The organism is Arthrobacter sp. Soil_C_60 (assembly GCF_057656375.1).
In genome coordinates, this window is sequence record NZ_JBDGKM010000004.1 from 1 (window position 1) to 14,740 (window position 14,740).

General features: G+C 64.2%; 12 protein-coding genes. 7 read left to right on the forward strand and 5 right to left on the reverse strand.

The genetic code is table 11. The annotated features are described in order from the left end of the window. Positions 1-173: 173 nt before the first annotated feature. The 3 genes from AC3A4M_RS09730 to rpsA all read left to right on the forward strand — a co-directional run bounded on the left by AC3A4M_RS09730 (position 174) and on the right by rpsA (position 3,169). The gene (locus AC3A4M_RS09730; RefSeq protein WP_498735955.1) at positions 174-908 is read left to right on the forward strand and encodes a GNAT family N-acetyltransferase; all 735 of its coding nucleotides are present in this window, start codon (positions 174-176) and stop codon (positions 906-908) included. 18 nt (positions 909-926) lie between these two features. Continuing rightward, positions 927-1,445, forward strand: coding sequence for a sterol carrier protein domain-containing protein (locus AC3A4M_RS09735; protein ID WP_498735588.1), 519 nt, complete (start codon positions 927-929; stop codon positions 1,443-1,445). A 242-nt stretch (positions 1,446-1,687) separates the two neighbouring features. Beyond that, the gene (gene rpsA / locus AC3A4M_RS09740) at positions 1,688-3,169 is read left to right on the forward strand and encodes a 30S ribosomal protein S1 (RefSeq protein WP_498735589.1); all 1,482 of its coding nucleotides are present in this window, start codon (positions 1,688-1,690) and stop codon (positions 3,167-3,169) included. An 80-nt stretch (positions 3,170-3,249) separates the two neighbouring features. Here rpsA and AC3A4M_RS09745 read toward each other — a convergent pair whose 3' ends face one another. Continuing rightward, entirely contained in the window at positions 3,250-4,377 is a 1,128-nt protein-coding gene (locus AC3A4M_RS09745) for a class I SAM-dependent methyltransferase (protein WP_498735590.1), read from the reverse strand. After that, the gene (locus tag AC3A4M_RS09750; protein ID WP_498735591.1) at positions 4,370-5,050 is read right to left on the reverse strand and encodes a YigZ family protein; all 681 of its coding nucleotides are present in this window, start codon (positions 5,048-5,050) and stop codon (positions 4,370-4,372) included. Before AC3A4M_RS09750 ends, AC3A4M_RS09745 begins: the two co-directional genes overlap by 8 nt. 122 nt (positions 5,051-5,172) lie before the next feature. Here AC3A4M_RS09750 and coaE point away from each other — a divergent pair, with 122 nt between their 5' ends. After that, positions 5,173-6,384, forward strand: a complete 1,212-nt coding sequence (gene coaE / locus AC3A4M_RS09755; protein ID WP_498735592.1) for a dephospho-CoA kinase — start codon at positions 5,173-5,175, stop codon at positions 6,382-6,384. Positions 6,385-6,416: 32 nt separating this feature from the next. Here the strand turns inward: coaE and AC3A4M_RS09760 are convergent, their stop codons facing one another. After that, the gene (locus tag AC3A4M_RS09760; protein WP_498735956.1) at positions 6,417-7,694 is read right to left on the reverse strand and encodes an MFS transporter; all 1,278 of its coding nucleotides are present in this window, start codon (positions 7,692-7,694) and stop codon (positions 6,417-6,419) included. Between the two features lie 404 nt (positions 7,695-8,098). On the opposite strand from AC3A4M_RS09760, the gene uvrB reads away from it, so the two are divergent. The 3 genes from uvrB (at position 8,099) to AC3A4M_RS09775 (ending at position 12,867) form a co-directional block, all read left to right on the forward strand. Then, positions 8,099-10,195 (forward strand): excinuclease ABC subunit UvrB, encoded by a 2,097-nt coding sequence (gene uvrB, locus AC3A4M_RS09765; RefSeq protein ID WP_498735593.1) that lies wholly within the window; start codon positions 8,099-8,101, stop codon positions 10,193-10,195. A 167-nt stretch (positions 10,196-10,362) separates the two neighbouring features. Further along, the gene (locus tag AC3A4M_RS09770) at positions 10,363-11,418 is read left to right on the forward strand and encodes a TerC family protein (RefSeq protein ID WP_498735594.1); all 1,056 of its coding nucleotides are present in this window, start codon (positions 10,363-10,365) and stop codon (positions 11,416-11,418) included. A gap of 51 nt (positions 11,419-11,469) precedes the next feature. Then, positions 11,470-12,867 (forward strand): MFS transporter, encoded by a 1,398-nt coding sequence (locus AC3A4M_RS09775; RefSeq protein WP_498735595.1) that lies wholly within the window; start codon positions 11,470-11,472, stop codon positions 12,865-12,867. 42 nt (positions 12,868-12,909) lie between these two features. On the opposite strand, the gene AC3A4M_RS09780 is transcribed toward AC3A4M_RS09775, so the two are convergent. Both AC3A4M_RS09780 and AC3A4M_RS09785 read right to left on the reverse strand, forming a co-directional pair. After that, positions 12,910-14,235, reverse strand: coding sequence for an alpha/beta fold hydrolase (locus AC3A4M_RS09780; RefSeq protein WP_498735596.1), 1,326 nt, complete (start codon positions 14,233-14,235; stop codon positions 12,910-12,912). Further along, entirely contained in the window at positions 14,235-14,729 is a 495-nt protein-coding gene (locus tag AC3A4M_RS09785; RefSeq protein WP_498735597.1) for a GNAT family N-acetyltransferase, read from the reverse strand. Before AC3A4M_RS09785 ends, AC3A4M_RS09780 begins: the two co-directional genes overlap by 1 nt. Between the last annotated feature and the right edge of the window lie 11 nt (positions 14,730-14,740).

Genomic DNA, 14,740 nt, shown 5'->3' on the forward strand with positions numbered 1-14,740 from the left:
CATCGTAAGCTCCATGGCTCAGAGTGCCGGGCAGGCAACAACCTGCCCGGCAGACACACCGCTACGCGGGCATTATCCAATGATTCTTCGATAGCAGCTACGCGGGCATCTTTGATGAGTCAACGCGGGGTCTGGTGGAAGTGGAAAATGCCCACTAGGCTCGTAACCTGCGGATTGAACAATTTCCTGCTGATGTTGAGGGTGGCGTTCCCTCGGCCCGGTTCCGGGGCTGGTTCGAGGCCGTCGATGCAGGTTTCCATGAAAGTTCTCTCGAGGCAGCGCACGTAGCCGAATATGCAAAGGGCTACGCCGCGGACAACCGCGTGTTGTGGGGAGTTTACGACGACGAGCCCCGTCCAGGCGTGTGGAGTGCCGATATTCCGGTAGCCACCTACGCCACCATGGTGAACAGCATGAATGTTGGCGGCGGCCGACTGCTCGATGCCCACCAGATCACCGCCGTTACCGTCCGGCCCACCCATCGCCGGCGCGGACTGCTGCGGCGCTTGATCACCAGCGATCTCGAGCAGGCCGCACGCTCCGGTCTGGGCATCGCGGCGCTGACCGCATCCGAGGCGACGATCTACGGGCGCTTTGGCTTCGGCGCAGCAACCTTCACCCGCGAGGTGGAGGTGGACGTCCAGGAGCGTTTCGGCCTCCGCACGCCGCCGGCCGGAACAGTCGAGATGGCGGACCCGGCAGCCCTGCAGCAGCTCGGGCCGGAGATCTTTGCCCGGTTCCACGCCAGGACTCCGGGCTCGGTGGCCAGGCAGTATTCCTACGCGAAGAGAATCTCCGGCCGATGGGGGCATGACAAACCGGAGCCGGACAGGTCGATCCGGGCGGCCGTCCACTACGACAGCAGCGGGACGCCACAGGGATACGTGAGCTACAGGTTCGCCGGTTGATCCAAGGAACCGTACACGATGAAGGTCGTGGATCTGGTGGCCACCACCACGGAAAGCTATCGGGAACTGTGGCGGTACCTGGGCTCCATCGACTTGGTGCAGCGGGTCAGCTGGTCCCTTGCCCCGGTCGAAGATCCGTTGCCGTGGGCGCTGCAGGACGGCCGGGGTCACACAACGAAAGCAGCCGAAGACGTGCTCTGGCTGCGTATTCTGGATCCGGTCAATGCGCTCCAAGCGCGTCATTACGACGGCGAGGGCCGGCTCGCGCTGGAGATTGTTGATCCGTTCGGGTTGGCTGCAGGCCGGTTCTTGCTGGAGGCCGCCGGCGGAAACGCACGCGTGCAACCGCTGGCACCGGACGACGCGTTGGACCTGAGCGTGGATGTCGATGCGCTGGGCTCGCTTTATCTGGGCGGCGTCAGGGCCGGGACGCTCGCAGCGGCCGGCAGGCTGCCCGGCGCAACCGAGGACGCCGTAGGAAAGCTGGAGCGGATTTTCGCCACCACGGCACAGCCGTACTGCATCACGCACTTCTGAGCAGCGCCTGCCCGGCCGGGAGCCCTGAAGGTAACCGACGCCACGGGCTGCAACGCTTTGACCGCAGTTGGCTCATGCGGCTAGACTTATCGGGCGCGTAATGCGTACGCACTACCCTTTTTATTAAAGTCCACCTCCGGACGGTCAATAACCGCAAGGCTGCAGCTATTTTGTGCTGGTGCCGAACGTGGAGTCAAACCGTCCGGAACTAAGAAATCTATCCACATCGGAGCCCCTACTACATGACCATCACCTCCACCGAGAAGCCCGGTACCCCTCAGGTCGCCATCAACGACATTGGTACCGCCGAAGACTTCCTCGCTGCCGTCGACGCCACCATCAAGTACTTCAATGACGGTGATCTCGTCGAAGGTACCGTCGTCAAGGTTGACCGCGATGAAGTTCTGCTCGACATCGGTTACAAGACCGAAGGTGTCATCCCGTCCCGCGAGCTTTCCATCAAGCACGACGTTGATCCCGGCGAAGTTGTCGCCGTAGGCGATCAGGTCGAAGCCCTTGTCCTTACCAAGGAAGACAAGGAAGGCCGCCTCATTCTCTCCAAGAAGCGTGCTCAGTACGAGCGTGCCTGGGGCGACATCGAGAAGGTCAAGGAAGAGGACGGTGTCGTCACCGGTACCGTCATCGAGGTCGTCAAGGGTGGTCTTATCCTCGACATCGGCCTGCGCGGCTTCCTGCCCGCCTCCCTCGTCGAGATGCGCCGTGTGCGCGACCTGGCTCCGTACATCGGCCAGAAGATCGAAGCCAAAATCATCGAGCTGGACAAGAACCGCAACAACGTTGTGCTCTCCCGCCGTGCATGGCTCGAGCAGACCCAGTCCGAGGTCCGCTCCACTTTCCTCAACAAGCTGGAAAAGGGCCAGGTCCGTCCGGGCGTCGTTTCCTCCATCGTCAACTTCGGTGCATTCGTGGACCTGGGCGGCGTCGACGGTCTGGTTCACGTCTCCGAGCTGTCCTGGAAGCACATCGACCACCCGTCCGAGGTTGTCGAAGTTGGCCAGGAAGTCACCGTCGAGGTTCTGGAAGTCGACCTGGACCGCGAGCGTGTCTCCCTGTCGCTGAAGGCCACGCAGGAAGATCCGTGGCAGACCTTCGCCCGCACCCACGCCCTTGGGCAGGTTGTTCCGGGTAAGGTCACCAAGCTGGTTCCGTTCGGTGCTTTCGTCCGCGTTGAAGACGGCATTGAAGGTCTGGTTCACATCTCCGAGCTGGCCGTCCGCCACGTTGAGCTGGCCGAACAGGTTGTCTCCGTTGGCGACGAACTGTTCGTCAAGGTCATCGACATCGACCTCGAGCGTCGCCGCATCTCCCTCAGCCTCAAGCAGGCCAACGAGGGCGTTGACCCGGAGGGTACCGAGTTCGACCCGGCCCTGTACGGTATGGCTGCCGAGTACGACGAAGAAGGCAACTACAAGTACCCGGAGGGCTTCGATCCGGAGTCCAACGAGTGGCTTGAGGGTTACGAGACCCAGCGTGCCGCTTGGGAGCAGCAGTACGCTGACGCCCAGGCCCGCTGGGAATCCCACAAGAAGCAGGTTGCCCAGCACCTGCAGGAAGACACCCAGGCTACTTCCGAGACCGGCGAATCCGCTGCAACCAGCTACTCCTCTGAGCCCGCTCAGACGGAGACCCCCAGCACCGGTGGCGGAACGCTCGCTTCGGATGAGGCCCTCGCCGCACTGCGCGAGAAGCTCACCGGCAACTAATTCCGCCGGCCCTAACGGGTAAGCAGCCAAAAGAACCCCTGTCCTCGGACAGGGGTTCTTTTGGCTGCCGGGAACTTTCTCTAGGGCCGGCGCGTACTGACCGTAACGGTGAATTTCGGGTTGCGGGAGACCTCGCGGGTCGGCCCAACCAGCCGGTTGAGTGCCGGCTTATACGCGAGATGGCTGTTCCACACCGTCCACAGCTCGCCGCCGGGAGCGAGCACTCGGCCGGCATCGGCGAACAACTTCAGGGCGATGCCGGCATGCACCGCATTCCCGATATGGAACGGGGGATTGAGCACAATAAGTTCCTCGGCGGAGTCTGGAAGCGCGGACAGTGCATCGTCCCGTTGGACGGTCACCCGCGCGCTGACACCGTTTGCCTCAGCGGTTGCCCGCGCCGAGGCGACGGCGGACGCGGACTGGTCTGTGGCCAGGACAGCCAGGTCCGGGCGCGAGAGTGCGAGGTACGCGGCAATCGTCCCGTTGCCGCAGCCCAAATCTACGGCCCGCCCGGCAGCGCGGGCACCGGCAAGCGCCGGTAGCAGGAACCGCGTGCCCACATCGAGCTTGGCGCCGCCGAAGGTAGCGCCGAAGGCGACGATCCGCAGCGGAGCCGGCAGCCCGACGTCGTACTCTTCCTGAACCGGGAAACGCGTGCTGACCTTGTCGCGGGGCTCGGTTGCCGTCAGTACCCGCGCCTTCTGCCGGCCACGCCCAGCGCTCACCGACGAGAAGGCCGTTGCCAGCATCTGGTTCATGGCGGGGGACATGTGTTTGTCGCGCCCGCCGGCGAGCACGGTCACATCGGGCGCCGCCGCGGCGGCGATGAAAGCTGCCGTTTCTTCAAGGGCGTCCAGTGACCGGGGCAGCTGCATCAGCACCAGCCGGGTGCCCCTAAACAGCTCCGGGCCCATAGAGCGGTGGGTAAAGCCGCCGAGTCCGAGCGCATGGGCATTGTTCTCCAGCGCCTGTTCGGCAGAGAGCGGATCCTGGTGGACCCGCAGCCCGGTGAAGCCAGCGGTGGCCAGGGATAGGGTCAGCGCGCCGTAATGGTCGTTGACCACGGCGATCTCGTTGCCCTGCAATCCGGCCAGCATCGGGGCGGCAGTGTCGAGCAGCAGCCGGTCCGCCGCATCTGCCGCGTAGAGGTTCTCCGCCTCCACATCCGGCCAGCGGCGCAAGAGGGCCAAGTTCAGTTCAGGCAAGATCCACCCACTCGGTGCCGCGCCGCACGGCTGGTTCTCCGCCCGCGGTGAGCGAAGCGAGCTGTTCATGGAAGCGGGCCAGCACCTCGGGTTCGTCCGTGAGGGCCACGTTGATATCGACCCCGGCCGCGCCATAGTCGCTGCCGAGCACGGTGACGCCTGCCGCGCGCAGCTCGTTCTCGAGCCGGCCGGCTTGGGCGTGTTCCGCAGCGACTGCGTACAGCTGCATGCGCCGCCGCTTTACCAATCGGGCCGAGGCCACGGCCTCCGACACAGACTCTGAGTAGGCGCGCACCAGGCCGCCGGCGCCCAGCAGGATACCGCCGAAATAGCGTACGACGACGGCCGCAACGTCGCTAAGATCCGTCACCCCGGGCGCTGTCTCGCGCCTGGCCAGAGCTTCCAGCATCGGGAGTCCGGCGGTACCGGAGGGTTCGCCGTCGTCGTTGGAACGTTGCACCCTGCGGTCCGGGCCCAGGACGAAGGCCGAACAATGGTGCCGGGCGTCGTGGAATTCCTTGCGCAGGCCGGCAACAAGATCACGCGCGGCTTCCTCCGTCTCGACCCGGCGAAGTACCGTGATGAAGCGGGAGCGCTTGATCTCGATTTCGTGCCGGTGTTCGCCAGCAATGGTCGTATAGCTGGTAACCGTGGACTGGGAGGCTGGGTGCACCCAACCAGCCTAGTACGGCTAACGCCATCCTGCCCTCCCACCGGCGCCCGTGCCTCGGGCCTGTCTGTGGCTGGACCAAGTGGTTGGCGGGGGAGGGCCGGGAGTCTGGCTAGACTGATGCTGTGCTCAAGGTCGGTCTGACAGGCGGCATTGCCGCGGGTAAATCTCTGGTGGCGCGGCGGCTGCGTGAACGTGGCGCGCTGCTCATCGATGCCGACGTGCTCGCTCGCGAAGTCGTCGAACCGGGGACGCCCGGACTGCAGGCCGTGGTGGCGGCGTTCGGGAAGGAGATTCTGACCGACGACGGCGGACTGGACCGTCCGGCGCTCGGCGCTGCGGTTTTCGGTGATCATGCGAAACGCGAACAGCTCAACGCCATCATCCACCCGCTGGTCCGTGCACGTTCGGCGCAGCTGGTTGCAGAGGCAGAGCCGGAACGAATCGTCGTTCAGGACATTCCGCTGCTCGTGGAAACCGGGCAGGGGTCGCGGTTCCACCTGGTCCTTGTGGTGGACGCGCCCGAGGATGTCCGGATCCGGCGCATGGTCGCTGACCGCGGCATGGCTGAGGCCGACGCCCGGGCACGCATTGCCGCGCAGGCGACGCATGCCGAGCGGCTGGCCGCGGCCGACGTCGTACTGGAAAACGTGGAATCGCCGGAAGCCATCCTTGCGCGGGTAGACCGCCTGTGGGAGGAGCGCCTGGAACCCTTCGCGGCGAATCTTGCGGCGGCCCGGGTGGCCGCCCCCCGTGGCGGGCCCGTCCTGGCCGAACCCCGCCTGGACTGGCCGCAGCAGGCGAAGCGGCTGGCGGACCGGATCAGGTCGGCGGATGAACGGATTCTGGCGGTGGACCACATCGGTTCCACCGCTGTTCCGGGGTTGCCGGCGAAGGACGTCATCGATCTGCAGGTCAGCGTGCGTTCGTTGGCTGAAGCCGACGCCGTTGCAGGCAGCTTGGCGTCGGCTGGCTTCCCCCGTCGTCGGGGACTGTGGCGGGACATCCCCAAGCCGTCGCACCCGGACCCGGCCGACTGGGAGAAGCGGCTGCACGGCAACGCCGACCCGGGGCGGAGCGCAAACGTCCATGTCCGGGTGACAGGATCCCCTGGCTGGCGGTTCGCACTCGGTTTCCGTGACTGGCTGCGCGACAACCCGCAGATGGCGCAGGAGTACTTGGCGGAAAAGGAACGGCTGGCCGACCTGCATGCAAAGGACAGCTCAACCGGCCGCTACGCGAAAGATAAGGAACGGTGGTTCACGGAGGTAGCGGAACCAGGGATGCAGGACTGGATGCGCCGTGTCCACTGGCAGCCGGAGAGCGCGGCTGGGTAGCGCCGCCCGGCGCGCTACCCAACCGTGATCCGTCAGCGGGCCGCTTCTGCCCGGTCCCGTTCGACGCTGGGAATTTCCGTCCCACGGATGGAGCAACCCGCTGTTTCCGGGATGAACTTCAGCGCAACGGCGCCGACGACGCAGGCCACCATCATGTAGTAGGCGGGAACCAGCGTGTCGCCGGTAGCTTGAATCAGCAGATCGTTCACCAGCGGCGCCGTGCCGCCGAAGAGCGCCGTTGACACGTTGTAGGTAATGGCGAAACCGGCATACCGCACCTGCGTGGGGAACATGGCCGGGAATGTTGCGGAAATAGTTGCCAGCTGAAGTACGTACAACAGACCCAGCACGGCGAAGCCGATCAGGGCCGTGCCGAAGTTGATCCGCATGAGCAGGTACATCGGTATGGCGGCCACAAACAGGCCCAGCAGCGAGGCCCACCACATGGGTTTTCGGCCGATCCTGTCGGAGAGCTTCCCGGCAAAGGGGATGACAATCATCATGGCCAGCTGGCCCAGCAGCAGCAGCGTCAGGGCGTTGTTGGCGGGCAGATTGATTTCAGTCTGCAGGTAGGTGGGCATGTAGCTCAGCAGGGTGTAGTTCGTGACGTTCAGCGCTACGACCAGCCCGCCCATGGTCAGCAGCGGCTTCCAATACTTCACGACCAGGTCGCGCAGCTCCGTCTTCGCATCCGGCTCTTCCAGATGATGGTCCTCCAGATCACGGAAGACCGGCGTATCTTCGAGCTTGGTACGCAGATAGAGGCCGATCAGCCCCATGGGACCCGCCACCAGGAAGGGCAGACGCCAGCCCCAATCGGTCATCGCCTGCTCGCCCAGCACTATCTGGAAGAACAACACCAGGGCCGTGCCGAGGATGAAGCCGAACAAGGTGCCGAATTCCAGGAAGCTTCCGAAGAAACCGCGCTTCTTATCCGGCGAATATTCGGCCATGAAGGTGGCTGCACCGCCGTATTCGCCGCCGGTGGAAAACCCTTGCACCATGCGGAGAAGGATCAGCAGGATCGGGGCCCAGACGCCGATCGTTTCATAATTAGGCATCAGGCCGATGGCAAAGGTGGCACCGGCCATCAAAATAATGGTCAGAGCGAGAATGGCCTTGCGGCCCAGCCGGTCACCGAGCGGACCCCATACCAGCCCGCCCAGCGGACGGACCAGGAATGAGATGGCGAACGTGGCCAGCGCGAGGGCGGTGCCAAGGCCGCCCTCCGTGGGGAAGAAGTTGGCGGTGATGTACGTGATAGCTACGGCATAGATGCCGTAATCGAACCACTCCGTGGCGTTACCCATCGCCGACGCTCCGATGGCTTTCCGGATGGTTTTCCTGCCCTCAAGGGTGTCAGTTGTGGGCGCCGCGTATTTTTCCTCCACGGGCTTAGACTCAGCGTTCTGCTGGGGGTTTGCGTCGTCCTGGCCGGGCCTCTGACCCGGCTCCGGCTCAGGCGATCGTTCATCGGTTGGCACTGTCTCTCCATCCAGATCAGTGATCTATGCAGATCCTCATCTTCTGTTCGGGTCGATTGACGTCGCTATTAGCTCACAGTATCCACCGGCAGAGCGCCGAGGCCAACCATTTTGGCAAATTCTCCTTGCTGGATCAGCGCCGGCGGCGGACAACACCAGTTCTGCCCTGATGTTCAGCCGGGAGCAATCGCGGACGCGCGCTGGCCGCAATTGGGGCTACCGTTAATGCCATGAGTCTTGCGCAGGACATCAACAGGGTTGTAGCTCCTTTCGAAGTAATCAGTGATTACAAACCAGCGGGTGACCAGCCCGGAGCCATTAAGGAACTCACCGAGCGGATCCAGGCGGGGGAGAAGGACATCGTCCTACTGGGTGCTACGGGCACCGGTAAGAGCGCCACGACGGCATGGCTGATCGAACAGGTGCAGCGGCCCACGCTGGTTATGGTCCAGAACAAGACGCTGGCAGCCCAGCTGGCGAACGAGTTCCGGGAACTGCTGCCGAACAATGCAGTGGAGTACTTCGTCTCTTACTACGACTATTACCAGCCGGAAGCGTACGTGCCCCAGACGGACACTTTCATCGAAAAGGACTCCTCCGTCAACGAGGAGGTCGAACGGCTCCGGCATTCGGCGACGAACGCCTTGCTGACCCGGCGCGACGTCGTCGTCGTTGCTACGGTCTCCTGTATCTATGGTCTGGGTACGCCCGAGGAGTACGTGGCAGGCATGGTCACGCTTCGCCAGGGCGAGGAGATGAACCGTGATGAGCTGCTGCGCAGATTCGTGTCGATGCAGTACGCGCGTAATGACATGGACTTCCACCGGGGGACCTTCCGGGTTCGCGGAGATACAGTGGAAATCATTCCGATGTATGAGGAACAGGCCCTGCGCATCGAATTTTTCGGGGACGAAATAGAGAACATCTATACGCTGCATCCCCTGACCGGCGAGGTTATCCGCGAGGAAACCGAGATGTATGTTTTTCCTGCCTCGCACTACGTGGCCGGGCCGGAGCGGATGAGCCGGGCAATCAAGGAGATCGAGGATGAGCTGGCGGCCCGGCTGCAGGTCCTGGAATCCCAGAACAAACTCGTGGAGGCCCAGCGGCTGCGCATGCGCACCACTTATGACCTCGAAATGATGCAGCAGATGGGATTCTGCAACGGCATTGAGAACTACTCCCGGCACATCGACGGCCGTGGTTCCGGCACCGCACCGCACTGCCTGCTGGACTACTTCCCTGACGATTTCCTGCTGGTAATTGACGAATCGCACGTGACTGTTCCGCAGATCGGCGCCATGTACGAAGGCGATATGTCACGCAAGCGCACGCTCGTGGACCACGGTTTCCGGCTGCCCTCGGCAATGGACAACCGGCCGCTGAAATGGGATGAATTCCTTGAGCGGATCGGCCAGACCGTGTACCTCTCGGCCACGCCCGGCAAATACGAGTTGGGCAAGGCCGACGGGTACGTGCAGCAGATCATCCGTCCCACCGGCCTGATCGACCCGGAAGTCGTGGTGAAGCCGACCAAGGGCCAGATCGATGACCTGCTGGGCGAGATCAACACCCGGGTGGAGAAGAACGAGCGCGTCCTGGTCACCACGCTGACCAAACGGATGGCCGAGGACCTGACCGAATACCTCATGGACCACGGCGTCAAAGTCCAATACCTGCACTCGGACGTCGATACCCTGCGCCGGGTGGAGCTCCTGCGGGAACTGCGGATGGGCATCTTCGACGTACTGGTCGGGATCAACCTGCTGCGTGAAGGCCTGGACTTGCCTGAAGTCTCCCTGGTCAGCATCCTCGATGCAGACAAGGAAGGGTTCCTGCGCAGCAGCACGTCGCTGATCCAGACCATTGGCCGCGCGGCACGTAATGTGTCGGGCGAGGTCCACATGTATGCGGACCGGATCACCGATTCCATGGCGAACGCCATCGAAGAGACCAACCGGCGCCGCGAAATCCAGCAGGCCTACAACAAAAAACACGGGGTGGACCCGCAGCCGCTACGCAAACGGATTGCGGACATTACCGACCAGTTGGCCCGCGAGGACGCCGATACCGCCGAGCTGCTGGGTGAGTTTGATTACGGAAAGGGCAAGCGCGGATACTCGGCCGCTAAGCCGAAGGAAAAGATCCGTAAGGACGGTCTTGCCGCGGTACCAGCCGAAGACCTTACCTCTCTGATCGAAGAGATGACCGCACAGATGCATGCGGCAGCGGCGGAACTGCAGTTCGAGTTGGCCGGCCGGTTGCGGGACGAAATTGCAGATCTAAAGAAGGACCTCCGGCAGATGCGTGCAGCCGGTCACGCCTGACCCCACAGCGGCCAATCGGGTACACTCGTTGAGGCGTAGGGGAGTATCCCAAGTGCTGTGAACGTCAACACGCCCGGCGAAGTAGCCGGGCCGGGCACAGCGGCCGGCCTCTGGTTGCCGGCGGAGAGACTTGCGGCAACCACTCGTACCCTCGAAAGGCCTTTTTCGTGCTCGAATTACCCGTTTGGTTTGAAGTCGGCACCTTTGTGGTGCTCGGACTTGTCCTGTTGTTCGACCTTCTCTATGTGGTGAAACGCCCGCATGAGCCCTCCATGAAGGAAGCCGGGCTCTGGGTTGCGTTCTACGTGACGCTTGCCCTGATTTTCGGCGCCATGATGTTCGCGTTCACCGGGCCTGAATTCGGCGGGCAGTTCCTGGCCGGTTGGGTGACGGAATACAGCCTCAGTATCGACAACTTGTTCGTCTTCATCATCATCATGGCGCGCTTCTCCGTGCCGCGTAAATACCAGCAGGAAGTGCTGATGGTGGGTATCATCATCGCGCTGGTCCTGCGCGGAATCTTCATCCTGCTGGGCGCAGAGCTGGTGGAGAACTTCAGCTGGATCTTCTACATCTTCGGTGCCTTCCTGCTCTGGACCGGCTACAAGCAGGCCAAGGACGACGGCGAAGACGAAGAAGAGGGCGCGGAGAACCCGCTGATCGCCAAGCTGCGCACCGTGGTGCCGATGAGCGACAAGTACGACGGCAACAAGCTCCGCACCGTGGTGAACGGGAAAAAGGTCTTCACCCCGATGCTCATCGTGTTCGTGACCATCGGCCTGACCGACCTGCTCTTCGCCGTCGACTCCATCCCGGCAATCTTCGGTCTGACGCAGAGCGCCTTCATTGTTTTCACCGCCAACATCTTTGCGCTGATGGGACTCCGCCAGCTGTACTTCCTGCTGGGCGGTCTCATGACGCGCCTGGTCTACCTCAAGCACGGCCTGGCCTTCATCCTCGTCTTCATTGGCGTCAAGTTGATCTTCCACGCCATGCACGTGAATGAACTGCCCTTCCTCAACGGCGGCCAGCCCATCGAATGGGCACCGGAGATTCCGACCTTCGTCTCCCTGGCGGTCATCGTTGGAACGATTGTCATCGCCACCGTGGCGAGCCTGCTGAGCCCTGCGGCCAAAGCCGCAAAGCTCGACGCCGAACTCGCTGCGGACCTGGAGGCCAGCCGCCGCGAGGAGCGCGAGGAAGACAAACTCAACGAGCAGTAACCAGCTGAACAACAGGAAGCGCGCGGCGCGCAACGGCGTTATGCTCGCAGTGTGAGTTTTCCTGTCGACGCGGCGCTGGATGCCCAAGCACGGCTTGGACGCATCCAGCGCCGTACTGTTTTAACCCTCGCCCTCGCCCAACTGTTCAGCGGCGTGGGCAACGGTGCCGCGCTGGCGATCGGTTCGCTTCTTGCCGTGGAGCTTTCCGGCAACGAAGAACTAGCCGGCACATCCACCATGGCCCTGTCTCTGGCCGGTGCCCTGGTCGCCCTGCCGCTGGCCGGTCTGGCGGCTCGGCGAGGCCGGCGGCAGGCGCTGATCTCCGGCCTGCTGCTGGCCCTCCTGGGCGCCGCACTCATGGTGATGGCGCCGATTATGCGTTCCTACCTGCTGGTGCTGGCTGGCTCCGCCTTGCTGGGCGTCGGCGCTGCAGTCAACCTTCAGGCCCGGTTCGCAGCCGTCGATCTGGCGCGCCCGGAGCACCGTGGGCGCGACCTGTCCTTCGTGGTCTGGTCCATCACCATCGGAGCGGTGGCAGGACCAAACCTGATCAAGCCTGGGGCCGAACTGGCCTTAGCGCTGTCCCTGCCGGAGACGTCCGGTCCGTTCCTGTTTTCCATGGCGGGGCTGGCGATCGGAGCGGTTCTGCTGTTCGTCGGGCTGCGTCCGGATCCGCTGCTCGTGGCCCGGAGCGTGGCCGCCGGCCCTGTCCCGGTCCCCGCACCTCCGGCCGCTCGCCGTGCCGCAACGGCGACTGCGGCCGCACCGGACTCCGCCTTGCCCCGAAAGCTGCGCGGCGGTTCGCTGGGCGCCGGCCTGGCGGCGGTCCGACGGTCGCCGATGGCTCAGCTGGGCCTGGTCACGGTGGTCGGAGCCCACTTGGTCATGGTTGCCGTGATGTCCATGACACCCGTCCATCTGCAGGCGCTCGACCAGGCCTCCGGCCTGCACCACAGCGAGGCCGACACACTCGCGTTCATCGGATTCACCATCTCCCTGCACATCGCCGGCATGTACGCGCTGTCGCCGGTGATCGGCCTGCTCACCGACAGGCTGGGCAGGCCGCGGATGATCATGGCCGCCCAGCTGGTGCTGCTGGCCGCCGTCGGGCTGGCGGGGATCGGGCACGGGAACCAGTTGTGGGTAGGCGCCGGACTGGCAGTCCTGGGCGTCGGCTGGTCGGCTGCAACCATCGCCGGTTCCACCTTGCTGTCGGAATCGGTCTCCGACGCGGACCGGGTGCTGGTGCAGGGCGTCTCTGATACCTGCATGGGAGCTGCCGGCGCGTTGGGTGCCGCGCTCTCCGGCGTGGCGCTTGCGTTCTTTGGCTTCGCCGGGCTGAACCTGGCAGCGGCACTGGCGGCTGCCGTCGTCCTGGTCTTCGCTGTCGTGGAGGCCACCCGGAACCATGGGGCCGCCCGGAACCGCGGGAGTCAACGACAAACGTAGGGCGCGCACGCGCTGTTTCCCGCAAGCGCCCGGCACCTTGGATTATTCGACCGCGCCACCCTGGCTGCGGCACAGGGCGAGCAGGCGGCGGAAAATGGACTCGCCGTCGTCCGAAATACCGTCATGATGGAAATCGGCCGTCTCCCAGACCTGCAGTCCCTTGACCCGGTCGGCAGTTTCCAGCGACAGGTCGCGGTCCACATAGATGTCCTCGGCATACACCGCAGCTGCGGCCGGCACGGTGTTGACGGCCAGCTGTTCGAGGTCGTAGAGCGCGGGCCAGTCGTCCTTGGCGGCAAGCAGCCCGGCCACCTCCTGGAGCGGCACCAGCGCCGGGTCCTCCTCGAAGTACCACGGGTAGACCATTTCGCCGGTGAGCAAAGGGGGCTCCGCTTCCGGACTGAACTGCGGATACTGCTCAAGGACGCGCCAGGCGGACCAAGCGGTGGCTTCGTGCTGGGCGTAGATGGATTCGTGCAGCAGCGCGTAGAGCGGATTCGCGGCCCGGCTGACTTGATGGCCTACCTGTTCGAGGAAGCTATCGGTGAGCCGCGGGCCGCCCGGCGTGGCGGTGAACGCGTCTTCCAGCAGGTAGTGCAGGGCGTCCACCCGGGTATTGCCGCCCAGGAAGGAGCCGAGCATCTGGAAGCGGCGCACGCTCAGTCTCTCGCCGGTGGGCAGGAATTCCGGCACCTGTTCCAGGTGCCGCGCTATCCGGGTGACCCGCAGGCGGTCCTCCGGGTAGCGGGCGAAGTATTCCGCGTTGCGTGCCTCGACCCGCTTGAAGGTGGCCTGGTACACCCGGTCCGGGTGGCAGGCCAGCGGCGCCAAGCCGCCGGTGATCAGGACCTCGCGCAGTCCTTCCGGTGCAAAGGAAAGGTAGCTCAGGGCGCAGAAACCGCCGTAGCTCTGGCCAAAGATGCTCCAGGGCGCGCCGGCCAGCTCCTGCCGGATGAGCTCGGCATCCGCCACAATGGAGTCCGCCCGGAAGTGGGCCAGATAGGCCGCCTGCGCCGCCGCGTCACCCTGCAGCGGAAGGCTCTGGCGTGAGAGCGGAGCGGACAGCCCGGTTCCGCGCTGGTCCAGCATCAGGATGCGGAAGTGCCGCGCGGCTTCCTTCATCCAGCTGCCCAGGGACGTCACCCGGTTGCCGCGGCCGCCGGGACCGCCTTGCAGGAACAGCAGCCAGGGCAGGGATTCCACTGCCTCGTCGCTGTGTTCCAGGGACGTGTATTCCCGGGCGAAGACCTCGATGCTGCCGCCGTCCGCGTCCCCGTGGACCAGCGGAACGGTGAACCAGTGTTCCACGGTCCTGGCCCCGTGCATGACGTGCGAGGCGGCGATCCGGTGGGCTGCGCCGTCGTGCATTATGCCGTCCGGGCAGGAACGGTGGAGCCGAATTCGTGCAGCGCGGTGCCGGTCAGGCGGAAGGTGGACCACTCATCCTGCGGCAGCGCGCCCAGGCTGCGGTAGAAGCTGATGGACGGCTCGTTCCAGTTCAGCACCGCCCACTCCACCCGGGCATAACCGTTCTCGACGGCGTGCTGTGCCAAGGTGCGCAGCAGTGCCTTGCCGTGTCCCGCGCCGCGCGACTCCGGGCGCATGTACAGGTCCTCGAGGTAGATGCCGTGGACGCCCTCCCAGGTGGAGAAATTGCGGAACCACAGCGCAAAACCCTGCACGCCGCCGTCGTCCTCGGCGAGGTGGGCGAACACGGACGGGTTGTCGCCGAAGAGGGCCTGCCTCAGCTGATTCTCGGTGGTCTTGACCGCATCCGGTTCCTTTTCGTAGACGGCGAGCTCGCGGATGAGCTCAAGGATGACGGGAACATCGGATTCGCGGGCACGCCGGATACTGGTCATAACTGGCATCC